This is a genomic window from Kocuria atrinae C3-8, assembly GCF_000286355.1.
Classification (GTDB): domain Bacteria; phylum Actinomycetota; class Actinomycetes; order Actinomycetales; family Micrococcaceae; genus Kocuria; species Kocuria atrinae_A.
Genome location: NZ_AJXN01000037.1, coordinates 1 through 24,932, shown reverse-complemented (window position 1 = coordinate 24,932; position 24,932 = coordinate 1). Strand labels below are relative to the sequence as shown.

15 protein-coding genes and 8 pseudogenes are annotated in these 24,932 nt (G+C 62.3%); 8 read left to right on the top strand and 15 right to left on the bottom strand.

Features of this window, described 5'->3' with window-relative positions:
* Positions 1 to 150: 150 nt before the first annotated feature.
* From YO9_RS0105255 to YO9_RS0105210, 11 genes and pseudogenes are all read right to left on the bottom strand, one after another.
* Entirely contained in the window at positions 151 to 891 is a 741-nt protein-coding gene (locus YO9_RS0105255; RefSeq protein ID WP_016996548.1) for an SDR family oxidoreductase, read from the bottom strand.
* 64 nt (positions 892 to 955) lie between these two features.
* Positions 956 to 2,407: a 2-succinyl-5-enolpyruvyl-6-hydroxy-3-cyclohexene-1-carboxylate synthase gene (locus tag YO9_RS0105250; protein ID WP_223286135.1), complete on the bottom strand. Its 1,452-nt coding sequence runs from the start codon at positions 2,405 to 2,407 to the stop codon at positions 956 to 958.
* A gap of 8 nt (positions 2,408 to 2,415) precedes the next feature.
* Positions 2,416 to 2,814, bottom strand: a pseudogene (locus YO9_RS21845) (thiamine pyrophosphate-binding protein); the annotation flags it as partial.
* A 126-nt stretch (positions 2,815 to 2,940) separates the two neighbouring features.
* Entirely contained in the window at positions 2,941 to 4,278 is a 1,338-nt protein-coding gene (locus YO9_RS0105245) for a sulfate adenylyltransferase subunit 1 (protein WP_016996545.1), read from the bottom strand.
* 1 nt (position 4,279) lies between these two features.
* Positions 4,280 to 5,217: pseudogene (cysD, locus tag YO9_RS0105240) on the bottom strand (sulfate adenylyltransferase subunit CysD).
* Positions 5,214 to 6,080, bottom strand: coding sequence for a phosphoadenylyl-sulfate reductase (locus YO9_RS0105235; protein WP_223286130.1), 867 nt, complete (start codon positions 6,078 to 6,080; stop codon positions 5,214 to 5,216). The pseudogene cysD and the gene YO9_RS0105235 overlap by 4 nt, the downstream one beginning before the upstream one ends.
* Positions 6,077 to 7,786, bottom strand: a pseudogene (locus YO9_RS0105230) (nitrite/sulfite reductase). The gene YO9_RS0105235 and the pseudogene YO9_RS0105230 overlap by 4 nt, the downstream one beginning before the upstream one ends.
* A 409-nt stretch (positions 7,787 to 8,195) precedes the next feature.
* Positions 8,196 to 10,477 (bottom strand): annotated as a pseudogene (locus YO9_RS0105225) (PhoX family protein).
* A 107-nt stretch (positions 10,478 to 10,584) separates the two neighbouring features.
* Positions 10,585 to 11,593 (bottom strand): annotated as a pseudogene (locus tag YO9_RS0105220) (o-succinylbenzoate synthase).
* Positions 11,594 to 11,809: 216 nt separating this feature from the next.
* Positions 11,810 to 13,254, bottom strand: a pseudogene (locus YO9_RS0105215) (catalase).
* 76 nt (positions 13,255 to 13,330) lie between these two features.
* Positions 13,331 to 13,834 carry a Fur family transcriptional regulator gene (locus tag YO9_RS0105210; protein WP_016996539.1) on the bottom strand — a complete coding sequence of 168 codons (504 nt, stop codon included), beginning with the start codon at positions 13,832 to 13,834 and terminating at the stop codon, positions 13,331 to 13,333.
* Between the two features lie 400 nt (positions 13,835 to 14,234).
* Between YO9_RS0105210 and YO9_RS0105205 the strand changes: the two genes are divergently transcribed.
* The 5 genes from YO9_RS0105205 to YO9_RS0105190 are packed head-to-tail and all read left to right on the top strand — an operon-like array spanning position 14,235 to position 18,287.
* Positions 14,235 to 14,501, top strand: a complete 267-nt coding sequence (locus YO9_RS0105205) for a hypothetical protein (RefSeq protein WP_223286129.1) — start codon at positions 14,235 to 14,237, stop codon at positions 14,499 to 14,501.
* A gap of 10 nt (positions 14,502 to 14,511) precedes the next feature.
* Complete coding sequence (locus YO9_RS0105200; protein ID WP_223286128.1) at positions 14,512 to 15,465, top strand: glycosyltransferase; 954 nt, start codon at positions 14,512 to 14,514, stop codon at positions 15,463 to 15,465.
* Positions 15,414 to 15,917 (top strand): hypothetical protein, encoded by a 504-nt coding sequence (locus tag YO9_RS16970; RefSeq protein WP_223286127.1) that lies wholly within the window; start codon positions 15,414 to 15,416, stop codon positions 15,915 to 15,917. Before YO9_RS0105200 ends, YO9_RS16970 begins: the two co-directional genes overlap by 52 nt.
* On the top strand, positions 15,865 to 16,497 hold the full coding sequence (locus YO9_RS0105195) for a 3-keto-alpha-glucoside-1,2-lyase-like domain-containing protein (RefSeq protein WP_016996537.1): 633 nt from the start codon (positions 15,865 to 15,867) through the stop codon (positions 16,495 to 16,497). Before YO9_RS16970 ends, YO9_RS0105195 begins: the two co-directional genes overlap by 53 nt.
* A 14-nt stretch (positions 16,498 to 16,511) precedes the next feature.
* A complete protein-coding gene (locus YO9_RS0105190; protein WP_016996536.1) occupies positions 16,512 to 18,287 on the top strand; it encodes a DUF2334 domain-containing protein in 1,776 nt (591 codons plus the stop codon).
* A 22-nt stretch (positions 18,288 to 18,309) separates the two neighbouring features.
* Here the strand turns inward: YO9_RS0105190 and YO9_RS16965 are convergent, their stop codons facing one another.
* From YO9_RS16965 to YO9_RS16950, 4 genes and pseudogenes are all read right to left on the bottom strand, one after another.
* Positions 18,310 to 18,540 (bottom strand): hypothetical protein, encoded by a 231-nt coding sequence (locus YO9_RS16965; protein ID WP_223286126.1) that lies wholly within the window; start codon positions 18,538 to 18,540, stop codon positions 18,310 to 18,312.
* A gap of 299 nt (positions 18,541 to 18,839) precedes the next feature.
* Positions 18,840 to 18,923: pseudogene (locus YO9_RS21390) on the bottom strand (hypothetical protein); the annotation flags it as partial.
* A 72-nt stretch (positions 18,924 to 18,995) separates the two neighbouring features.
* Positions 18,996 to 19,505 carry a Fic/DOC family N-terminal domain-containing protein gene (locus YO9_RS16955; protein ID WP_016996534.1) on the bottom strand — a complete coding sequence of 170 codons (510 nt, stop codon included), beginning with the start codon at positions 19,503 to 19,505 and terminating at the stop codon, positions 18,996 to 18,998.
* Positions 19,506 to 20,507: 1,002 nt separating this feature from the next.
* Positions 20,508 to 22,250 carry an AIPR family protein gene (locus YO9_RS16950; RefSeq protein WP_223286125.1) on the bottom strand — a complete coding sequence of 581 codons (1,743 nt, stop codon included), beginning with the start codon at positions 22,248 to 22,250 and terminating at the stop codon, positions 20,508 to 20,510.
* 209 nt (positions 22,251 to 22,459) lie between these two features.
* Between YO9_RS16950 and YO9_RS20615 the strand changes: the two are divergent.
* The 3 genes and pseudogenes from YO9_RS20615 to YO9_RS16945 all read left to right on the top strand — a co-directional run.
* Positions 22,460 to 23,128 (top strand): annotated as a pseudogene (locus YO9_RS20615) (type I restriction-modification system subunit M); the annotation flags it as partial.
* 190 nt (positions 23,129 to 23,318) lie between these two features.
* Positions 23,319 to 24,248, top strand: a complete 930-nt coding sequence (locus YO9_RS20610) for an N-6 DNA methylase (protein WP_016996531.1) — start codon at positions 23,319 to 23,321, stop codon at positions 24,246 to 24,248.
* A gap of 179 nt (positions 24,249 to 24,427) precedes the next feature.
* A partial coding sequence (locus YO9_RS16945) for a restriction endonuclease subunit S (protein ID WP_223286124.1) occupies positions 24,428 to 24,932 on the top strand: 505 nt, incomplete at its 3' end.

Sequence of the window (24,932 nt, the reverse complement as noted above, 5' to 3'; positions counted from 1 at the left end):
GTTAATGGGGGTTCTAGATATAAGTTGGTCGCAGTTTGTACCAATTGCTACCTAATGCAGCGTCTATTCATTGAATTGTGGGCGTTCCGGAACCAGTAAATGCACAGAAACTGGCTCAGGCACGCCCGCAACCCAGGGGTCCCAGGGTGCCTAGTGCATGCCCGAAGGACGCACCGTAATGACCTCAACCTGGGACGTGCGCTCCGCATCCACGGCCACGCGCACGGCGGCGGCAATCTGAGCGGGCTGGATCCATTCTTCGGCGCGGTAGTCCCGGCCCAGGTAGTCGTGCAGCTCTTGCTGCATGTCCGTGGCCACACGGCCCGGGTGCACCGACGACACGCGCACACCGTTCTCGCGCTCTTCTTCGCGCAGCGCATCCGTGAACGCGCGCAAGGCGAATTTGGTCCCCGAATACAACGACGACGCCGGGCCCGCCGTGAAGCCCGACCCCGAGTTGATCGCGACCACGTCACCACCGACGGCGCGCAGCTGCGGCAGCACGAGCTTGGTCAGTTGGGCCACGGAGAACACGTTGACCTCGAAGATTTCACGCCACTGTTCACGGGTGGCTTCTTCCACTCGGGCCATGGGCGCGATACCGGCCGAGTGCACCACCACGTTCAAACCCGGGAACTCCTCGGCCAGGGGTGCCCAGGCGGCTTCAACGGCAGAGTCGTCGGTGAGTTCGGCAACGAACGGACGCGTGCCCGGACCGAGGCCCTCCAGCTCGGAGCGCACGCGCTCGACGTCCTCGGAGCGGCGGCCGCCCACGAACACCACGTGATCCCGAGCAAGGTCTTCCGCGACGGCCCGACCAATACCTCGGGTGGCCCCGGTGACCAGGGCGGTGCGCGGTGAATTCTTGGAAGCAGTCTGCGTTTCAGTCATGCACCCATGCTAGCCAGGGGTGCTCAGCGAGCCCTGGGCACCAGCTGCCAACATCAGACCGTGGTCACGCCTTGATCGGATTCTTCGCCAGGTACTCCCTGGCCGCGTCCTGGGCTGCCCCGCGAATGCCCTTGTGGAATTCGCGCAGTCCGGCACGGTCGATGGGAATCTCGATCACACGGCGCCCGCGCAACGGGGCCGCGAAGATTGCCGCCAGTTCGATGGCGGTGTTCGCTTCGCTGTACTCCACCCCGTAGGCCGCGCACAGATCCGGCAGGGATACCGCGTGCGGGGTGCCGAAGAATCGTTCCACGGTGCCCGTGTAACGTTCGTCCTCCGCCACGGCTCCGTGCTCGAGCTTGCCGAAGATCCCGCCGCCCTTGTCGTTGAGCACCACGAACTGGATGTCCGGGACTTCTTCGCCCTCGCCCACGAGCAGCGCGCCGGCATCGTGCAGGAGTGTGAGGTCACCCAGGAACACGCGCACCGGGCGGCCCGTTCCGAGACCCACACCGTGTGCGGTGGCCACGGTGCCGTCAATCCCGGACACTCCTCGATTGGCCACGACAGCCACTGGGTCATCCGGCCAGGCCACGAGGTCTAGATCGCGAATCGGGTTGGACGAACCGGCCACGAGCACGGCGCCATCGGCCGCGCAGGCGTCCCACACGGCGTGGGCCACGTGCGGGCCGGTCAGAATGGGGGTGGAGTTGGCCTGGGTTCGAAGCGCATCACACGCCGCGATGCCGGTGGCTTCCCACAGCTCGAACCAACCGTCGCGGACGGGGCCGAGAAGCTCCAGGGCTTCCTGGAACGTGTTCACGACTTGTTCGTCGCGGCGACCTTCTTCGAACCACGGCACCGGTCCGGGACGCACGGCGAGCACGCGAACGTCCTCGCGCTGCAGCATGGCCGCCACCTGCCGGGACAGCGTGGGCCGCCCAACGAGCACCACGGTGTCCACGTAGTCCACGATGTCCAGTTCCAGGACATTTTGGTACGAGTGCACGGCCGACTTACCGAAACGCGCGTTGGAAGACGGCTCTGCCATCAGCGGCAGACCGGCTTCCTCAGCGAATCGTGCCGCGGCGGGTCCGGCGCCGTCGCCGGCCATGACCACGGCACGCGCGCCGTCCGGTGTGGTGGGACGCTTACCGGGGTTCTCCCCCAGAGGTGCCGGAATGCTGCCGCCGTGGACATCATGAATCCGGAAGTTTCTGCCGATATCTCGCGGCAGACCGCTGGTATCCGTCTCCAGGTTGTCGGTCACCAAGGCTTCATCGAACACGGCCCAGGGGTGGGCGATGGGCTGGGGACGGTCCTCGGCCAATTCCGCCGCGAGGTCCTCGGCCCAGTTCTTGAGGAACACGTGATCCTCTTCGGCCCACGGGTACAGCGGATCCCGCAACGCAAGGTTGAGATGCACCGGCCCCGGTGCGGTGGTGGCGTCTCCCCCGGCAGCGGCGAGCGCCTGTCGTAAAGCCTCCGCAGCGGCGTCCTGATCGTCGGGCACCACGTCCACCTGGCTCGCACAAAAGCTTCAAAAACGCCGGGCTGGACCGTGGTCTGGTTGGCGCCCGTGCCGCGCAGTTCCGGCGGACGATCAGCGGTCAGAGCCACGAGCGGGATCCCCGAGTGCGAGGCCTCCATGACTGCCGGCAACAGGTTGCCCACCGCGGTACCGCTGGTCGTGAGCACGGCAGCGGGGCGACCCGTGGCGCGGGAAATTCCCAGCGCGGTGAAGGCCGCCACGCGCTCGTCGATACGAACGTGCACTCGCAAAGCTCCGCTGGCTTCCGCTGCCGCAGCGGCGTACGCAACGGGTGCGGATCGAGATCCCGGCGCGACCACCATCTGCTCCATGCCCGCGCGTGCGAGGGCACTCAGTGCGGTGGTGGCGGTCAGCAGGCTTGGAGTGATCATGTAGCCCACTCTAGTAAGCCTTTCGGACACTCACAGTCGCTCGCGTCACGCAGCGCCACATGTCGAGGTCACGCACTCGGGCCGGGTGGGCGGCGTCGTCCACACGACGACGCCGCTGCACGCACCTCAGATGCGCCAATCTCCGTGCTCTGCCTTGAGACTTCCCAGCACGCCCGGAGTCTCAATGCTGTCGTCCTGGATCATGCCCGCAGCCTGCGTGCGACCGGTCTGCGGGTCGATCAGCAGAAACGATCCCAGTGCGTGGGACTGCGTGTATCCCGTACCGAAGATCGGCTCGGCCACGCGCACCGTGATCCGGCCGATGTCATTGAGCCCGAAGGAATCCACGGATTCCACACTGAGGCTGTCCAGGTTCAGGCGACCGTCGATCGAACCCACAATGCCCCGGACCACGCGCGTGGTGTGCTTGAGCAGCACGCGCTGGCCTTCGTGTAACGGCTTCTCATCGAGCCAACAAACCACGGCTTCCACGGACTGGCTGGGTTCGGCATTCGTGTCCACCCCGGAGATGAGGTCGCCGCGGGTGATGTCGATCTGATCGGCCAGTCGCAGAGTCACGGACTGCCCCGCCACGGCGACGTCCAACGGCTGACCAGCCAGGTCGATGCCCTCGACCGTGGTCTGGCGACCGGCTGGCTGCACCGTGACCGTGTCGCCTACGCGCACGGTTCCGGAGGCGATCTGACCCGCGTAACCGCGGTAGTCCACCAAGGCCGGGTCCACCGCGGCGGACTGCGGGCGCAGCACCGTCTGCACGGGGAACGCGAACCGCTCTGACTGCGTCAGCTCCGCGGAATCCGGCAGGGTCTCGAGCCATTCCAGCAGGCTGGGGCCTTCGTACCACGGGGTGTTGGGCGACTTCTCCGCCACGTTGTCCCCGCGCAGCGCGGAGATCGGAATGGTCTGCAACGCCAGCACACCCAGCTGATCGGCCAGCTCGTGCAGGTCCGTATTCAACTGCGCGAAGCGTTGCTCGGCGTCCGGGACCAGGTCGATCTTGTTGAGCGCCACGATCAGGTGCGGCACCCCAAGCAGAGCGGCCACCGCCAGGTGACGGCGGGTCTGCTCCACGATCCCGTGCTCCACATCCACCAGGATGATCAGCGCATCCGCAGTGGACGCACCCGTCACAGTGTTGCGGGTGTACTGCACGTGTCCCGGGCAGTCGGCCAGGATGAAGTTCCGGGCGGGCGTGGCGAAGTAGCGGTAAGCCACATCAATGGTGATGCCCTGCTCGCGTTCGGCACGCAGGCCGTCGGTCAGCAACGCCAGGTCCGCAGAGTCCAGACCGCGCGCCTGACTGACCCGCTCAATGGCTTCGAGCTGGTCGACCAGGATGTTCTTGGTGTCGTGGAGCAAGCGCCCCACCAGGGTGGACTTACCGTCGTCCACGCTGCCCGCCGTGGCAATGCGCAGCAGGCTTCCTTGGGTGTCAACGCTCATTTTAGAAATAGCCCTCTCGCTTGCGGTCTTCCATGGCGGCTTCAGACATGCGGTCATCCGCTCGCGTGGCTCCGCGTTCGGTGAGTGTGCTGGTGGCAACCTCGGCCAGGACGTCCTGGGCATTCGCGGCCGGTGATTCCACGGCACCGGTGCAGCTCATGTCGCCCACGGTGCGATAGCGGACCGTGCGTCGCTCGATGTCCTCGCCGTCGCGCGGGTCACGTACTCCCCCACGGCCAGCAGCATGCCGTCGCGCAGGATCACGTCCCGCTCGTGCGCGTAGTACAGCGGCGGCAACTCGATGTTTTCTGCCGCGATGTAGCGCCAGATATCCAGCTCGGTCCAGTTGGACAGCGGGAACACGCGCACGTGCTCGCCCGGGCGGTGGCGCGTGTTGTACAGGCTCCACAGCTCAGGGCGCTGATCGCGCGGATTCCACTGGCCGAACTCGTCACGCAAGCTGATGATGCGTTCCTTGGCGCGGGCCTTCTCCTCGTCACGGCGGGCGCCGCCGTAGACCACGTCGTGGCGGCCGTCCGTGATCGCGTCCAGCAGGGGCACCGTCTGCAACGGGTTGCGGGTGCCGTCCGGGCGTTCGCTGAGCCGGCCGTCGTCGATGTAGTCCTGCACGCTCGCGACTTCCAGGCGCACCTTGAGCCGTTCCGCAGTGCGGTCACGGAAGTCCAGGACCTCCGGGAAGTTGTGCCCGGTGTCCACGTGCAGCACGGGGAACGGGATGGGGCACGGCCAGAAGGCCTTGGCGGCCAGGTGCAGCATGACCACGGAGTCCTTGCCGCCGCTGAACAGCAGCACGGGGCGTTCGCCCTCGGACGCGGTCTCGCGGAAGATGTGCATCGACTCGGCTTCCAGCCGCTGCAGCTGGGTCAGCGCGCTCGAGTTCGACGTCGACGTGACGGTGGAGGTGGCTGTGGTGGTCATACGTGAATCCCGCATTCTGTCTTGCCCAGCCCGGACCAGCGACCAGCGCGCGGGTCCTCACCGGGGGCAACTTTTCGTGTGCACGGAGCGCAACCGATGGACGGGTAACCCTGCGTCAGCAGCGGGTTGACCACCACCAGGTTGGTCTCGGCCCAGCTCACGACGTCGTCGAAGGTCCAGTCCACGATCGCGTTGATCTTGACCATGTGGTGGCGTTCGTCCCATTCAACCGGCGCAGCATTGGCGCGGTGGGGCGTTTCCTCGCGGCGCAGCCCGGTCACCCAGGCCTCGTAGCCCTCCAGTGCATTGTCGAGCGGCTCGACCTTTCGGATCCCGCAGCACGTGGCCGGCTCGCGGTCGTGAAGTTTCGGACCGAACTCGGCGTCCTGCTCGGGCACGGTCAGCCGCGGCAGCAGGGTGCGCACGTTCACGGGCCAGTCCGAGGCGAACGCGTCCCGGGTCTCGATGGTCTCCTGGAAGTGGTAGCCGGTGTCCAGGAACAGCACGTCCACGTCCTTGATGTGCTGGCTGACCAGGGCGGGCACCACGGTGTCCGAGGCCATGGAGCAGGCCACCGCGAGCGACTTCCCGAACGTCCTACCGGCCCACGCCAGTAGTTCCTGGGTGTCCGCATTGCGCTCGCCGAACAGCTCGTTGGCCTCTTCGACCAGGGCCTTCAATTCGGCCTCGGAGCGAGTTCGTCGGGGCGCCGACGCCGCTCCGGGCGCTTTGGTGTCGACGGTTGCGGAGCCCACTCCGGTTGCGGCCGGCGAAGTGGTCGCGTCAAGTGACGTACCAGCGGCGGGTGCCGCGGGCGGCGTCGTCGTGGTTGAAGTAGTAGCTGAAGAAATAGGTGTGGTCATCGCAGAGAATCCTCCTCGGTGTTCTGTGCCCACTCGGCGAAGGTGAGTTCGCCGTTGGTTTCTGCCATGTAGCGGCGGGTCACGCGCTCCACGTAATCGGTGAGGTCGTCGGAGGTGACCTTCAATCCGCGCACGGTGCGACCCAGGCCGCCTTCCTCGCGGTCTGCGGAGGCCAGGCCGCCGCCCAGGTGCACCTGGAACACGAACTCCTCGCCGATGAACTGGCCCTTGAGCCCGATGTCCGCGGTCTGGATGCGCGCGCACGAGTTGGGGCAGCCGTTGATGTGCAGGGAAATGGGTTGGTGATCTCGAGGTCCGTGAGCCGCTCTTCGAGCTGTCGATGACCTGGGCGGCCAGACCCTTGGTCTCCACGAACGCGAGCTTGCAGAACTCGATGCCCGTGCACGCAATGGTCGCGCGGCGGAACGGGCTGGGGTGTGCGTCCATGCCGTGGGGCTTGAGCGCGGTGGTCAGCTCGTTCACGCGATCCTCGGGAACATCCAACACCAGAACCTTCTGGTAGGGCGTCAGGCGGATGCGATCGGAACCGGCGGCCTCGGCGGCGTCCGCGAGCGCCAGCAGCGCGGCGGAGTTGAGACGACCCACGGTGAGGGCGAAACCCACGTACTTGTTGCCGTCGTGCTGGTCGTGTACCCCCACGTGATCGGGACGGCCCACGGCGCGAGCCGGTGCGGGACCGTCCGGGAGCTTGCGTCCCAGGTATTCGTCCTCGAGCACCTGGCGGAACTTCTCGGTGCCCCACTCGGCCAGCAGGAACTTCAGGCGGGCTTGGTGCGCTGCTTGCGGTAGCCGTAATCGCGGAAGATGCCGGCCACGGCCGCCCACACGGGGACCACATCTTCGGGTGCGACGAATACGCCGAGGCGCTCGGCCAGGCGCGGGGTGATCGACAGAGCGCCGCCCACCCACAGGTCATAGCCGACGCCGAGTTCGGGGTGCTCGACGCCCACGAAGCTGACGTCGTTGATCTCGTGGACCACATCCAGGCTCTTGCTGCCCGTGATCGCGGTCTTGAACTTGCGGGGCAGGTTCACGAAGTCCGGGTTGCCCACGAACGCCTCGCTCAGGGCATCCAGCTGCGGGGTGCAGTCGATGATCTCGTGCGCATCCACGCCGGCCACCGGGCTGCCCAGGAACACACGCGGTGTGTCGCCGCAGGCCTCGACGCTCAACAGCCCCACGGAGTCCAGGCGCTCCCAGATCTCGGGGACGTCCTCGATGCGAACCCAGTGCAGCTGGATGTTCTGGCGGTCGCTGACATCGGCGGTATCCCGGGCGAAGTCACGGGAGATCTCACCGATCACGCGAGCCTGGGCCACGTTGAGGCGGCCACCGTCCGTGCGGATGCGCATCATGAAGTACTTGTCCGAGAGCGACTCCGCATCCAATTTGGAGGTCGACGCGCCGTCCACGCCCTGCTTGCGCTGGGTGTACAGGCCCATCCAGCGGAACCGTCCGTGCACGTCATCCGTGGGGATCGAGTCGAAGCCCTGCTTGGAATACGTGTCGATGATTCGTTCGCGGACGTCCAGCGGGTTGCCCTCGGACTTGAACTCCTCGTTGTGATTGAGGGGTTCCTTGCCGCTGATCTTCCACTGGCCCAGGTTGGTGCCCGGGCGGGGTCCGCGCACGCGCGGTGCGGCGGACTTGGAAGAAGTTTCGGTCGACGTGGTTTGCGCGGCCATGGCAGCTCCTTGAACGGAAACTAGTGATCGTCAGGTGCGCCACGAGTCTTCGGGGAACGGGTGAAGTCCCCGAGCGGCACAGTTCTGCGTGACCCGTTTCATAAAAGCTACCGACGTCCGGCCTGGCCTGACAGCCCACTGTCACGGGGCGTCACATCACGTCACACCGCGTCACATAGGTCGCGGGCACCCCAGGACGACGCCGCTCGGCCCGGTGACATTTCAGGCGCCGCTCGCAGCTGGCGCCGCGTGGTGCGTGCGATCCCGCGCCTCAGATGTCAGGTGGGGCGAGGCAGCCACGACGCGAGCGGCGTCGTCGAAATGGATGCGTTAAAGGCCCGTGCGGGGCCGCGGATAACCGCGACCCCGCACGGGCCTGTTCACGCACTCAAGCGTGGCTGGGGCTGACTCAGCGCTTGGGCAGCGGGCGAGTGATATTGCCCTCGCCGCCGCTGTCCTGGAAGCTCCAGTCCTCGTAGGAACGGCGCGCCCGGCGAGCGCGGTTGCGGGTGTCCTGGTTGGACTTGCCCCGGTAGCCGCGGTACTTGGGACCCTTGGGGCCGTTCTTGCGACGCTTGCCGCGACCGTGACCCTTGCCCGGCTTGTCGCTCACGCCACCGGGGAACTCCGGATCCTTGTCGCGCTCAAGCTTGAACACCTGCACCACGGCGGGGCGAGGCATGGAGAACTCGCCCTCCTCGAGGCGGGTGGGCAGCGCGTAGTCCGGGAAGTAGGAGCGGGGCTCTTCGTAGGAACCGTCCTCGCCCGGGTGCTGCACGGCCACGTAGACCATGTCCTCGTTGTCGTGGATGACCGGACCGCAGGTCTCGGCGTCCTGCGGAACCGAGAGGAACTGCTGCACGCGGCCGCGCTCGGAACCGGTCAGGCCCACCTTGAACAGGGCGTCGTTGTAGCCGATCTTGGAGGGCGCACCGTCCGTGGAGACCCACAGGTTGCCGGCGCGGTCGAAGGCCACGTTGTCCGGGCAGGAGATGGGCGAAACCTTGTCCTTGGGGTACCCGCCGAAGTACGTGCCGGAATCCTTGGTGGGATCACCGCAGACCAGCAGCAGGTTCCAGTTGAAGCGGGTGGAGTTCACGCGGCCGTGACGCTCGGTGAATTCCAGGACGTAACCGTCGCGGTTGCCGGTGCGCGGGTTGGCCTCGTCCACCGGGGCGAAACCGGGCTTGCCGCGGTCGGAGTTGTTGGTCAGCGCCACGTACACCTTGCCGGTGTGCGGGTTGGGCTCCACATCCTCCGGGCGGTCCATCTTGGTGGCACCCGCCTTGTCCGCGGCGAGGCGGGTGTACACGAGAACCTCGTCCACGGCCATGTCCTTGATCATGGACTTGCCGCCCTTGATCAGGGGCAACCATTCACCGGAACCGTCGAATTCGCCGTCCGCGGGCAGGGTGCCGTCACCGGTGATCTGGCCCTTGGGCGAGTTGCCCTTGAGCTTGGCCACGTACAGGTCGCCCTCGGAGAGAAGCTTCATGTTGTGGCGCTTGTCGCCCTCCTTGTACTTGCGGGAGGAGACGAACTTGTAGATGTACTCGAACTTCTCGTCATCACCCGAGTAGGCCACCACCGTTCCGTCGTCGCCCACGTGGACGTTGGCGCCCTCGTGCTTGAAACGGCCCAGCGCGGTGTGCTTGACCGGTGCGGAGTTGGGGTTCTGCGGGTCGATCTCCACGATCCAACCGAAGCGGTTGGGCTCATTCTTGTAACCCTCGATGCGCGCGTCGAAACGCTTCTCGACCTCGGGCCAGCGGCGCGAGGGCATGGCGGTCGGGAAACCGTAGCGCTTCTCCTCCGCAGTGCCGGAGGTGATGAAGTACTGGTGCACGTTCTCCTCGCCGGAGAGGATGGTGCCCCAGGGAGTCACGCCACCGGCGCAGTTGTTCTGGGTACCCGCCACGCGCTTACCGGTCGGGTCGTCCTGGGTCTTGAGCAGGTCGGAACCGGCAGCGGGACCGTCCACTACGAACGGGGTGTCCAGGGTGATGCGGCGGTTACGGGCGCCACCGCGCACGTAGGACCACGGCTCGCCCACCTTGGTGCGGGTGATCTCCACGACCGACATACCGTGAGCCGCCATGGCGGTGCGGGCCACGTTGGCCAGGTCCGCCTGCTGGGCGCCGGTGGGGAACATGGTGTTCTCGTTGGTGTACTCGTGGTTGTTGACCAGCACACCGGTCAGACCGCTCGCGTCCGGGAGGATGTCCAGGTAGTCCGCGTTGAAGCCGAACTGCTTGGCCTGCGCCTCCGGAGTCTGGTTTTCCGGGTCGAACTCCGGCGAATCGTAGAACAGCGGTCGCCCCAGCGGATGATCGGGGACCAGTCGTAGCCCTCCGGGACATTGAAGTCATCCACGGTCATGTCCACGGGCTTGATGGGGTTGAAGTCCAGGCGGCCCCGGCCTTTACCCCAGTAGGCGTAGGTCGCGTTAGCGGGCTCCGACGTACCGGCCACGACCCCCACCGTGACGGCACCTGCCAGGCCCAGGCCCAAAGCGGCTCGGCGGCTCACGGCCGCCGAAATGATGTCGTGCGCGTAGTCGTTGCCGGACTGGTTGCAGTCCGGGTTCATGCATTGGCTACCGCACTTGAGCTCACACGTCAGCGGGCTGCGCTTGCCGTTGACGTGGCCCAGCATGGGCAGGAGTTTGCGGCGTTCGGGTGTCTGAGTCATGGGATCCCCCAGGGTGAGACATGCGGGCGAACATGTCAGCGAGTATTTCCGCTGATCACCCCATCACTCACGGGTGATCTGAGCACGACCTGGGAACGAACGGCAGGTTAATTGCCCGCCAGCAGCCCATAGGTCCGGCGGATCCGGTCGAGCCACCAGTCGCGCCGCTGCCCCGTCACCGCGAATTCCTCCAGCAGGCCCCGGTCCACGGCAACGTCCCGCACCTCGATGAAGCCGTCCTGGGGCTTGAGCGGATCTCCGATGACGTCTCCCTCCATGAGAGACAGCGTTCCCAGCCCGCACGCGTACGGCAGTTCGGGTAGCGCGGCGGCCAAGGCGACGCCAGCGCGGATCCCCACGGAGCTGTCGATCGCCGAGCTGACGACGGCGGCAGTCCCGCTTCCCGCACGATGTCCAGTGCGCGGCGCACTCCCCCGAGCGGGGCCACCTTCACGATGATCAGGTCGGCGGCACCTGCTCGAGCCACGGCCAACGGGTCTTCGGCCTTTCGGACGGATTCGTCCGCGGCGATCTTAAGGTCCACGCCCCGTTCGCGAAGCCGCCGCCGTACGGCGGTCAAACCGGAAATCGTGGCCACGGGCTGCTCGGCGTACTCGAGTCCGTAGGTCGCCAGCTCACCCAGCGCCGCGACGGCCTGCTCCTCGTCCCAGCCCATGTTCGCGTCCACGCGAAGCTCCGCGTCAGGAAGGAGGTCACGGACGGCGGCCACGCGAGCGACGTCGTCGGCAAGGGATTGGCCACGCTCGGCGACCTTGATCTTCACGGCCTGGACCGCGCGTCGTACCCGGCGAGCACGTTCGGCACGCGGGCCGCGGGGACGGCGGGGACGGTCGCGTTGACCGGGATGCTCGTGCGGAGGGGCTCGGGGAAGCCGAGCCACGCAGCTTCGAGGCCCGCGCGCAGCCACTGCGAGGCCTCCGCGTCCTGATATTCCGGGAACGGGCCGAACTCGCCCCAGCCGGAAGGGCCCTGGAAGAGCGCCGTCTCGCGCACCGTGACGCCCCGGAATTTCACCCGCATGGGCAGCGCCACCACGCGGACGGAGCCCAGGAGATCCTCGAGCGTTGGAAGGGGAAAAGTCTGGGGCGTGGTCATGAGACAAGCGTAGGCGTGCTGGGCGCCCACCGATGATTGCGGACGCACCTCAGGGGTGCGGACATGCGAACGCTCGGCCGGGGAAACCAGCCGGGCGCTCACACTGCCGTACTACTTACGCTGTGGAGCGGGTTTGCGCCCGCCCATCAGCGAGACCGGGCAATCAGTCCTCGTCAACACCCATACCGGGGACGACGTCGCCGGAGGAGTTGGCCTTCACGGCCTCCTCGATGCGCTGACCGATGTTCTCGTCCACGTTCTTCCAGTACTGGAAGGCGTTGGACAGCACCGGCTCCACCACGCCGTCCAGGCGCCGGCAACGGTCTTGACGAACTCGTCGCGCTCGGCGTCGCTGAAGACCTCGCGGATCAGGGTGCCGGCCTGGCCGAAGTCGTCGTCGTCCTGGCGGAGGGTGTAAGCCTCGCGCACCAGAGCGCCGTCGTCCTCCCAGCCGTTGTCCACGGGACCGACCTCGTCCGACCAGGAGTCACCGAACGAGTTCGGGGCGTACACGCTGCGAGCACCGGTGTGCTCGTACCACATGTTGCCCTCGAAGTTGTAGGTGTGAACGTCGTTGATCGGGCGGTTCACCGGCAGCTGCTGGAAGTTGGTGCCGATACGGTAGCGCTGAGCATCCTGGTAGGCGAAGTTACGGCCCAGCAGCATCTTGTCCGGGCTCATGCCCACGCCGGGAACGACGTTGGCCGGGGAGAACGCAGCCTGCTCGATCTGAGCGAAGAAGTTCTCCGGGTTGCGGTTCAAGGTCATGGTGCCGACCTTGTGGCGCGGGTAGTCCTTCTGCGACCAGATCTTGGTCAGGTCGAACGGGTTGTAGCGGTAGGTCTTGGCCTCTTCGTAGGGCATGACCTGCACGTACAGATCCCACGAGGGGTGCTCGCCACGCTTGATGGCGTCGAACAGGTCGCGGCGGTGGACCTCGGCGTCAGCGCCGGCCAGTGCCTCGGCCTCTTCGTTGGAGAGGTACTCCACGCCCTGCTGGCTGATGAAGTGCCACTTGACCCAGAACTTCTCACCGGACTCGTTGACCCACATGAAGGTGTGGGAGCCGTAGCCGTTCATATGACGCCAGGTCTTGGGCAGACCGCGCGGGCCCATCAGGTAGGTCACCTGGTGTGCGGACTCGGGGTTCTGAGTCCAGAAGTCCCACTGCATGGTGCCGTCACGCAGGCCGGAGTCCGGCAGGCGCTTCTGGGAGCGGATGAAGTGCGGGAACTTCATTGGGTCGCGCACGAAGAAGATGGGGGTGTTGTTACCCACCAGGTCGAAGTTGCCCTCTTCGGTGTAGAACTTCAGGGCGAAGCCGCGAACGTCGCGCCAGGTGTCCGGGGAGCCCAGCTCGCCGGCCACGGTGGAGAAACGCAGCAGCATGTCGGTCTTCTTGCCCTGCTGCAGGAAGTCCGCCTTGGTCCACTTGGAGACGTCTCGGTGACCTCGAAGGTACCGAATGCACCGGCGCCCTTGGCGTGCGGACGACGCTCCGGAACGTTCATGCGGTTGAAGTGCTGCAGGGTCTCCACCAGGTGGTGGTCGTGCAGCACGATGGCTCCATCACGGCCGGTGGTCAGCGAGTTGCGGTCGCTGACGGCCGGGATGCCGGCCTGGGTGGTCGAACCTGTGCCGTGCGGTGTGGTTTCCGTCATCACGTACTCCTTGGTTGATTGGGACGGGTGGGCAAACCGGTCGACCCGGGCGGGCGTTCCGGAGGTCTGGTGAGGTTTATGTCCGCACCGTGTTCGCGGCCTTCACGACCGAGCACTCGGGGCAGACGCCTTGGTAGACGACATCGGCCACGTGGATGTTCATTCCGTGGGCTTCGGAGGGGACCAAACACGGGGCGTGCCCGACGGCGCAGGCAACGTCCTCGATGCGTCCGCACACCGTGCACACCGCATGGTGGTGATTGTCGTCCACCCGGGTCTCGTACCGGGACGGGGAGTTGGCCAGGTCCAGCTGGCGCAACAATCCGGCCTTGGTCAGAGAATGCAGCACCACGTAAATGGACTGCACGGTAATGCCCGGCATCACCGTGCGGACCACGGCGAGCACCTCGTCAGCGGTGGCGTGCTGATTGCGTTCCAGAGCGTCCAGCACCGCCAGCCGTGGCTTGGTGACGCGCAGCCCGGCCTCTCGGATCCGCGCGGCCCAGGGCAGGGGTACGACGGCGCTGTCGCCACCGTTCTCCTGCTTCCGCGGCTGCGCGGACGATGTGGTCGAGGTCATATCTGAACTATGTCATATTTTGAGTTACTCATCAAAAGGTGTCGGGAGGGTGAACGAACTGCGGCTGACCCTGGCTTTTGAGTCGGTGAAGGCGCGCTGAGGCCGGGAGCCCTCCTGGTGACTGGCCCTCACCAGCCGGCCAACAGGACTCGTCGGAGCGGGATGGCGACAGCCCTCGACGAGAATGTGATCAGTCGACTTTTCTTTTGTCCCCTGTTGCGTATGCATCTAATTCGAACTCATTAAAATAACTTGCCGGAATCCGGGCGTGCTGGCACAATGACCTGAACCGGCACTCCATCGCAGAATGGTGCCGCGGGTCCTGTTGGTGAACAGGACTGACTCTTGGGGGAAACTCATGTTATTAGCTTTAAGCGCGCCATTAAACACCGTGGCCAGCGTGTCGGAAACCGCCCAGTCGATCCTGCAAAGTGGCGGCCGGTTACTTTTGATGATCGCCATGGTGTTGTTCTTGGCTTACATGCTCTTCATGCTGTGCGCCGTCACCCTTTCGAGCGCCTACACCACCTGGCACACGCTGCGCCAGCACTCCAGAAGTGCTTCGGCAGCAGCGATCACAGGCGGATCAGACGCACTGCACACCGGTCGGCACGTCCGAGACAGTCGCGCAACGATCAGCTCCGACGAACACCCAGGTCAAAGGTAAAAGCTCCGCCATGGTGATGTTTTTCGGAAACAGAATTGATTTGGTCCTGTGGCTGGCTATTTCGCTGGTGCTCGTGAGTGTCATTTATGGATTGTTCTTGCTGGTGCTTTCTCGTTTCGAGCCGCGCAGAAGCAAGGTTTCCCCTAGACGTGAGGCACTTCCTGAATCGGAGACCACGGTGGTTTTCGTTGTCCCGTGTTTGAACGAAGACCGCGTTCTCAAGGCCAGTCTCGACCGACTGACCAGCCTGGATTATTCGCGAATTCATATTCTTGTCATTGATGACGGATCCGATGACGGCACCGCGGACATTGTTCGGTCGCATCCGGATCCCCGGGTTCACCTGTTCCAACGCGTTCTTCCCGAGGCCCGTCAGGGTAAGGGCGAGGCGCTGAACGCGGCCATCCGTCATCTGGAGGGTAGCGACTTGATCGCGGGGCTGCCGCAATCGGACGTGATCGTGTGTGTGATGGACGCGGACGGGCGGCTCGATCCCCATGCTCTCACCGAGGTCATGCCCTTGTTCCTGGACGAGCATTTGGGGGCCGTGCAGATCGGCGTGCGCATCAACAATCGTCAGCAGAACCTTCTGGCTCGGATGCAGGACATCGAATTCGTGTTGTTCACGCACGTGTTCCAACGCGGTCGACGGCACCTGGGCAGTGTCGGCCTGGGCGGTAACGGTCAGTTCGTGCGACTGTCCGCTCTCACCGGACTGGGTCAGTCCCCGTGGTCGCGCAGTCTCACCGAAGACCTCGACCTGGGCGTTCGTCTACACATCGATGAGTGGGACATCGAGTTCTGCTCCACGTCATCTGTTCACCAACAGGGTCTCGTGGACGTCAAACGGTGGATCAAACAGCGCACCCGCTGGTTTCAGGGCCATCTTCAGTCCTGGAATCTGGTGCCTGGGTGCTCCGGGATCTTTCGGGAACGCGCCGCGCGGACATCCTGTACCACCTGACCAGCCCGTTCCTTCTGCTGGTCACATCCTTCCTGAGTGCGGCATTCGCCTTCTGGGTCCTGGATATTCTGATCGGAATAGTCCTCGGTCAAGCGGTGGTTTCCCCGTGGTGGCTCTCGGCCTACCTGGTCGCCTTCGGCCCCGCAGTGCTCTTCGGGCTCGTGTACTGGTCTCAGGAGAAGCACCACGGGCTTAATCCATTTGCCGCCGTGGTGCTCATCCACGGGTATGTGCTGTACGCGCTGCTCTGGTACGTGGCGGGCTGGAAAGCCGCTTATCGCGCCGTCGTCGGGCAGAATTCGTGGTCCAAGACGGAACGTAATGTCGAAAGCACGAATCAAGTGGATGAGTCCGCGGAGGAGTTGACCGGTGAGGCCGTACCTGAGGAAATTCCTGGCGGTGCTGCTGGGAGTCGCGCTTCTGGTGCTCTTGATCATGGCGGGGGTCAATAACGTGTGGCGCTTCCAGCCGTGGGCGGACGGGGAAACCCACGGCAGGTGGACGGCCCTGTACAACGGGAACGGGCGCACCGTCGGCACGGACCAGCAGGTGGTGCTGGAGCCCAAGGCGGCGACCTCCGCGGATGTCACCCACGGGTCACTCGTGCACACGACCGACAGCTACATGGACGCCGATTTCGAGATCACGGTGAAAACCGAGGAGCAGGTGCGCGAAGGTACCCCCAACGTGTGGGAAGTCGGCTGGGTGCTATGGAATTTCAGGGACAACGACCACTTCTACGCCGTGGCACTTAAGCCCAACGGCTGGGAGATCTCCAAACAGGATCCCGAATACCCGGGAAGTCAACGCTTCCTGGCGACCGGGGAGGACGTGACATTCCCCATCGGTAAGGAGTATCGCGTCAAGGTCGAGCAGAACTGGCCTCAAATGACCGTCAGCGTCAACGGACACATTCTGGCCAACGTGATCGACAGGGAACGCCCCTACCGGGGCGGCTCCATCGGTTTGTACACCGAGGACGCTCGGGTTCGATTCTTGGACCTCGAGGTGACTGCCGAACCGGGCAGCTGAGAGCGGGGAGAGACATGAGCAAGACTTTCGAATTGACGAGGGGCCAACGTGCGGCATGGGTGGCGGGGTTGCTGGTGCTGTTACTCGTATCCGCGGGCGTGGTGTTCGGCCTGACCAACGACTCGCTCCGCGAGGGGCAGGGCTCCCCTCTGGCCAGGGAGTACACGACCGTGGCGGAAGGTGAACCGGACAGTCCTGAAGCGGACTTTGCCGCGTTTTTCGGCGAGGAAGGCAAAGCCGCCACGTTGGTTCTCTACGACGAGACCGACGAACCTGCAACAAATGGTGAGCTCTACGCCGTAGCCACAGGGAATCTGGTGACGCATTTCGGTACGGCCGACATCAAGGCTGCGGCCGACTACGCGGACAATGCCATGACCGAGTACGACGCAGTCGTGTACATCGGAACTGACTCTTCCACCGCTCCCCCGCAGACGTTCTTGGACGACGTGATCTCCTTGGACGTACCCGTGATGTGGGTGGGAAAGAACTTGAACGCGATCGCGGCCGAAGAAGGTGACCGAACGGCGTCGTTCCAGGCCGAGTTCGGCTGGGACCCGACAGAAACGCAGACCGTGAGCAGCGATCTGATTCACACCGTGGGTTACAACGACAAGGACGTGGCCCGGTACACGGAATCGGTGGAGACTCTTGAAGCGCCCGTCATCGGATCCGAAGATGCCGCGGACGTGTTGGCCACGGGGCAGTGCCGCAGGGACGACGCCCCGGTCTCGTGCGTGTCCGATGAAGCCGACGGCGCCCAGGAAGTCCCGTGGGCCGTGCGTTCCAAGAACCTCACGTTCGTGAGTGAGATCCCGCTGGATTACATCGACGAAAATGATACGTACCTGATCTATTCGGACCTGTTCTACGACCTCCTGGCTCCGGAGACGGCCCCGGTCAAGCAAGCCGCGGTGCGCCTGGAAGACGTGGGACCGGAATCGGATCCCGCAGATCTGCGCGCGGTGGCCGACTACCTGCACGAAGCAGGTGCCCCGTTCCAGGTGGCTGTGATGCCCATTCATATTGCCAGGACCCCGGACAGGGATGACTGGTACGGGTTGAGCCTGCTGGACCGCCCCGAGGTGGTGGACGCACTCAAGTACATGCAGGATCGCGGAGGAATGCTGATTCAACACGGCACTACGCACCAGTTCGGCACTCTCGACAATCCGTACAGCGGCCGCACGGGTGAGGATTACGAGTTCTATCGCTTCGGGTGCAGTGCCACGGCGCAGCAGCCGTACGAGTTCGGTGACTGTGAGAACACCTCGTACATTCGCCAGATCGGCAGGGTTCCGGAAGATGATGTGGACCAGCACAAGACACGCATCGAACAGGGCCGGCAGGTCATGATCGACTCGGGGCTTGGAGAACCTGAAATCTTCGAGACCCCGCACTATGCCGCCTCGCCGAACGCATACGCCGCAATGACCGAGGTCTACGGCACACGGTATGAGCAAAGCGACTACTTCGCGGGGATCCTGTCGGGCGAACCCAGTGAAGCGGGGCGAACGTACAGCCAGCACTTCCCGTACTCGGTGCACGACATCTACGGCAGCAAGGTGTACCCGGAGAACCTGGGCAACATCACGGAATCGGAACAGAACAACCACGCGGTTCGAGACCCTGAGTTCTTGGTTTCCCGGGCCGAGGCGCACCTGGCCGTTCGCGAATCCACCGCGAGCTTTTTCTTCCACCCCTACTTGGACATCAACTACCTCAAGGACACGGTGGAAGGCATCCAGGCATTGGGCTTCGAGTTCGTGCCGGTCACGGAGTTGAAGTAATCGCGTTGTGACAGCACCGCCCTCAGACCGCGGAGCGCCGCCCGGCCCGTTGCGCGAAGGCATCGATGGCGGCGAGCACCTCGTCGCTGCGCCAGAACGGTCCGAGTCCGTGCTCGGCCTTGGATTTGATGATGCCGGCCTCGACCAGAGCACGCAGGGCGGATAGACATTGGGCTGCTTGACGCCAAGTTCCTCGGCCGCCGCAGCACTGTTGAGCACCGGGCGGCGTGCCAGAACGTCCAGCAGTTTCCACGCATTGGAGTTGCGCCGGACATGGAGACGCCCATCCCAACTTTCACGGATGCGTTCAATGTCCTCCACCAAGTGCCGAGCATTATGGACGGCCCTCAGCGAAGCGTTCGCGAACTGATTGACGATTGGCTCCACTTCCCCAGCTCGATAGGCGGTCAACGCCTCGTGATACCCCTCGACATCGGCCAGCAGCCCCGCTGATACCGGCACCGACACATTCCGCGTCACCCCCCTGTGGCGCAACATGGACTGCGCGAGCGCACGACCTGTTCGGCCATTGCCGTCGGTGAAAGGGTGAATGGTCTCGAATTGGGCGTGCGCCACAGCCACGGATACGAGCGGGGGTACGGACAAGTCACTTATGAAGGTCGCGAGATCAGTCATGAGGCCAGGAATGTGGAGGTGGTGCGGAGCCACGTAAACGGCCCCCACCGGAGAATCGGACCGTGCGCCGAATTACACGGGTTCGCTCCGCCATGTCCCCGGCGTGTGGCGCAGCTGATCCCCCATCAACACCCGATACACCTCGCGGATCGAGTCCACGGTGAGATCGCGGGCCAGATTGATGGCGGCCCGCACGGCACGGGTGTTCGCGGCAATCTCCTCCGCATTACGGCTGCGCTTAGCCCCGAGTTCCGCACTGCAAATGGCCCGTGCAGATGCCGTTAGGTTTTCGATCTGTGAGGACGACGCCGCTTCCGAACGCAGCAGCACGGGCGCGAACGATTCAATATGCTGTCCCGACTCCGCATCGAATCGAGCGAGTTCCCGTTCAGCTTCTTCTGCCGCCCGGAGAACTTCGGGGCTGAGTGTGGGTGTGCGCCCAGCAATGGCGGGGGCCAGGGCTGCGCGATAGAAACGTGACGACGCCGCGGGCCCGGCATCCACACCCCAGGCCACGTTTGCGCTGGGTACCCAAGTCTGCTCCTCGTAACCGATGGCTGGCCACAGTTGTCGCTTAGTCATAACGAACTTCCCTAATATTATGAGCTAAACGATTATTTCATAATTCACTCCATTTAGAATATGACCTCGGTCAGCCCATCGAGCAGCCCCCGGGCGAAGCACCGGGATGAGAGAGGGGCATCACTCGAAGCTCGTTACAGAACCTCGTAACTTTCCTCGTCGCGCCCCTGCCCGAGAGGATTAGGGCGTAGGCGACCAGCCGTCCGCGACATGACGCCTGCAGCAATGGCCTGTGACCGGGGGCGGTGTAGCAACCGGGGCCTGTACTGGCACAAGCGGACCGCTAGTAAAAGCACGACCTGACACGGGCCTAATGTCGTGGATGCGGTCGAAATAGCAATCTGTTGAACTCGCCCAACCACCTGAGAACCAAGATAGCCAGCGTGGAAGGCCAGCGTGTGTCGGGATTGAGGTCGGCAAGACTGATTATCGGGCTACAGACCTGAGGATCGCGGGGACTATCGTGCGCCATAGGCCCTTATTGTAATCCGAACTGAAGTTCCCTCAACCGCTCCAGAAACTGGCAACCGCCCGCGGGCGTGCGCTAACCGCCGTGGATCACCCCAAGACCATCGGTCCGTTGGTAGTGACGGTGGCCCAGGATCTGGGGATCGATGAGGCCTACCTGGCCGGGTGACGAGACGCAGATTTGCCAACCCATACCCGCGGGAAGCGACAACCGGCGCACGCGACGCGCTCGGTATCTCCGAGACGGCCAGGACCCCGCCCCACACCTCGCACGGGTTCACCCTGGCCTAGCACGACATCCCCGAACTATCAACGCTGCGTGGGTTCGAAGATGATCTCAACGCCTGGGGTAGGGGTGAAGAAAGTCGCAAGGATCCAAACCGAAGTCGTAGGCAACGACTTCGCCGTCGGAGGCTATCCAGCCCCCGAGTGCTCACGAACATCGGAAACGATGCGATGCTAAACGCCACTAACATTCCGTGATCGGATTGGAGGCAAGGAGAAGCAACATCATTAAATCTCCCAGCTCGTAATTTAAGTTTGATCCGAGCTTAGAGCTCTACGAATCACGGGTAAATTTAGCTCACCGCTCTTTGATACTCGGTCCAATAACCAGTCATTCTCCACCATCAGGGTTTCGGCCTCTTCTAGAACGACGGATAATCCCAACTTTACATCTTCTTCGGTGATATCCAGATCCTGGGTAACTATGTTAGACAGCTGCCCGGGTGATTGAATTTTTTCACCCAATCTCTTCGTAGCGAGATACATACTTACATAAAAACGAGCATTTGTCCGTGTATAACTATCCGCGCCGACCGCTTCAGAGAGTAGTAGCGAGTCGACTTTTCGTTGCCACTTAGCTATCCACAGAAAGGTGGGCAGCGGAAGGGCGACGTTAAATACCTGCTTATAATTGCTATCGTTATTCAGCAGTGTCGTTGGACGCGCGCGTGCATCATTTGGGCGGCTCAATCCAATCGCCATAACCGCTTGACCGAGAGCGGAAATGCTAACTATTTTTTCACTTGGCTTGCCGGAGTTTTTGTAGAAGTTCTTTCGTCGGTCATAATACCAGCCATTGCTTATAAAATGCGATTCAATTTGTCTATGGATTTCTTCTGTGGCATGCAATGAAGCATCGGGAACCTTGGTCTGGCTGTTCGTTGCTCTAATTACACGGTCTCTCACTTCAGGATCTTGCGTCTTTATGACTCGAACTTGAACTGAACGATTTCTGTTACGCTCCAACTCCAGTCCATCATTAGCTAAGGAGCGGTAAATCGAATGTGACGTTTGAAGCCCATTCACTATCTGTACATTAGACAGAGAAAATTTCTTATCGCCGCCAATATTTACATCAGAGCAGAGAATCGTGATTCCATTATTGAACCACCAAAAATCACCCGAATCATTCGACTCCAAAGTTTGAGATATTTGACGGTTGACTGCCACATCCCCCTGGAAGTCTCTTACGTTGGATTCAAATAGATGACCCCTAAGGTTGTGACGCTCGCCTACTATAAAACCATAGTAGTCCGGCAGAGAAACAATTCCAGCATAAGAATCCCCCTTTGAGACATAGTCTTCAAACCGAAGCTGCAGGTCATATTGAGGCAGCGCAGCGATCCTCGCCCATAGCTCTTTCACACCCAGTAGCGACACCTCCGAGGTGTCTAAACTTGGAATAATCCGCTGAAATTGTAATTTCAGATCATCACATTTTTGTAAAACGTTCGCATGAACTTCCCTAGTCTCACCACGAGTCACGTAAGAAAATTTTACAGAAATTGATGGAAACCTTAAGTTCAACTTGAGCCAGGCTTGACGGAAAATTCCAAACCTGGCGACAACGTCGGGAGCGTATTGCTGTAAAAGGTTATCGAGGTCAACACTCAGGTCGAGTAGTTTACCGGTACTCGCCAAAACTTTATCAAATGCCGTTTCCGTGAATGACGGAGACCTCTTAGCCTGGACAAAATGTAACGTTAGTTTCGCTCCACGCCGGATCTCACTTTCACGAAACCCTTCTTGAAGCACTTCCGAATCTTCATCAAGCGGGATGCCGTCCAAGAATACGTATACTGCGTCAATCCCGCCATCCACCCCCCCTCCAACTAGGCCACTTTCAATGATATCGTCGGTAACGTCTTCACCGCGGAGTGCCATAGACGCGGCGAAAATTTCGAAGGCAACGTCGTCTGCCAGGGGCTCGTCACGAGCTTCTTGCATCTTCGAAACGTACTGATCTACGAGTATAACTTCGTTTCCGCTCATGGGTCTACAATGAATTGGGCCACCTGAAAAACTCAACCCTGGGGCCCATGTTTCTATTTGTTGCGTTGGTCGCATCTGCATCTGGTAAGTACACCTTGAAGCTGGTTTTGGCGTTCCCGTTGATCGTGATTCATAGACAACTCTCAGTGCTCGAAGTTTAGGATGTTCAGTCGACCGAACTTCTCCACCAAGTAAGGCAGCCACCCACAGTGTTCAACCACGCATCCTTCATCTGGGGTGCCGCAGACATCCTCCGCGGCACCTACAAGCAGCACGAGTACGGCGACATCATCCTGCCGTTCACTGTCCTGTTCCGGTTGGATGCGGTCCTGGCACCCACCAAGGAAGCTGTCCTGGAGGCCATCGGCCCCACCTACGTGGACACCGAGCCGCCCATCGCCATGCTCCGAAACCGAGCACAGCACCCCTACAGCTTCTTCAACCGATCCCAGCATGACCTCAAGTCATTGCAAGGCGATCCAGACAACCTTGAAGAGAACCTCCGCGACTACGTCAACACCTTCTCGAGCAACGTGCGGGACATCTTCCTGCGGTACAAGTTCGAGGACACCATCGTGGACCTCGCCTCCCACGACCTCCTTCTGCAGATCCTCCAGCACTTCTCCAAGGCCAACCTCCACCCGGATGCGGTCAGCAACGAGAAGATGGGCCACATCTTCGAGGAACTGATACGCAAATTCGCCGAGGCCTCCAACGAAACCGCCGGTGAGCACTTCACCCCGCGCGAAGTCATCGACCTCATGGTCACGCTCCTCCTCAACGGCGAGGAAGACCTCTCAACGCCCGGAGTGATCCGTGAGGTCTACGACCCCACCGCCGGCACCGGCGGCATGCTCTCCGTAGCCGACGACAAGATCAAGAAGCTCAACAGCCAGGCTCAAGTTAACCTCCTCGGCCAGGAGATCAACCTGCCTCCTATGCCATCTGCAAGGCAGACATGGTGGTCAAGGGCCAGCCCATCGACAACATTGTCCTGGGCAACACCCTCACCAACCCTGCGTTCGAGAACCGCACGTTCACTACTGCCTTTCCAACCCTCCGTTCGGCGTGGACTGGAAGCAGAACCGCAAGGAAGTCGAGTCCGAGCACACACTCGCCGGGTTCAGTGGCCGCTTCGGCCCGGGCCTCCCGCGCGTCTCGGACGGCTCGCTCCTCTTCCTCATGCACTTGATCTCCAAAATGCGCGAGCCCAGCGCCAGCCAACCGGAAACTGCTGCTGGCCGCGCGGCCATTGTCCTCAACGGCTCCCCACTATTCACCGGCGGCGCTGGCTCGGGCGAGTCGAATATCCGCAAATGGGTCCTCGACAACGACTATTTGGAAGCCATCATCGGCCTCCCCACGGACATGTTCTACAACACCGGCATCTCCACTTACATCTGGGTGCTGTCCAAAGACAAGGCCCCGGAACGCCGCGGCAAGGTCCAGCTCATCGACGCCACCGACATGTTCGTCAAGATGCGCAAATCCGTGGGTTCCAAGCGCAAGGAACTATCACCTCAAAATATTGAGGACATCGCCACCCTTTACGACGGGTTCGCCGAATCCAAGCGCTCCAAGATCTTCCGCACCGAGGACTTCTTCTACCGCACCATCACGGTCGAGCGTCCCCTCAAGTTGAACTTCGCCTACACCACCGAGCGCATCGAGCGCGTCATGGCCGCCAAGCAGATCGAAAAACTCCCCGCCGACGACGCCGCTTCGCTCCGTTCCGCCCTCGACCTCCAGTCCCAGCGTTCGTCCGGTGAGGTCTTCACCAACCGAGATAGCTTCAGCAAGCATCTGACCGATGTGCTGAATGAGGCAGGAATCATCCTCAAGCCCGCCGTTCTGAAGGTTGTCGTCAACGAACTCAGCGAACGCGATGAGGAAGGCGATGTCGTTCTCAACAGGGTGCGCAAACCGGAGCCAGACTCCTCACTGCGGGACACCGAGAACGTTCCCTGGGATCAGGACATCCACGAGTACCTGGAATGAGAGGTGAAGCCCTTCGTACCCGACGCCTGGATCGACGAGTCCAAGACCAAGGAGGGAGCGGAGATCCCATTCACGCGGCACTTCTACGAGTATGTTCCTCCTCGACCACTGGAAGAGATTGACCGTGATCTCGATGAGGTTCTAGGTCGTATTCGTATGCGGCTGGAGGCGGTTAAGCGATGAGCGCACCTAAGTATCCATGGTTGAATAAGCTTCCCACCACCTGGCGAACTTCTCAACTTGGACTCATATCGAAGATTGGAACTGGCTCCGCAGATGTCCAAGATTCAGACGCGGAAGGTGCGTATCCATTCGTTGTTCGTTCGCCTAAATTACTTCGACTCAATCAATATACCCATGACACTGAAGCAGTCCTCACTGCAGGCGATGGAAATGTCGGTCAGATATTTCATCATCTAGCTGGAAAATTTGCAGCGCATCAACGTGTATATGTAATTGAACCATCTAACTTAGTGATAGGTCGATTTCTCTACTATGTAATGGTTGGCCACTTCGGTTTTTCTTTGCAAGGGAGCACAGCGAAATCAACGGTCGAGTCACTTCGGCGACCCATGCTGACGGGGTTCCAGGTGCCTGTCCCACCACGCCGCGAACAGCAGCAGATCGCGGACTACCTAGACCACGAGACCGCCGAAATCGATGCCTTCCCCCCATTGTCAGACT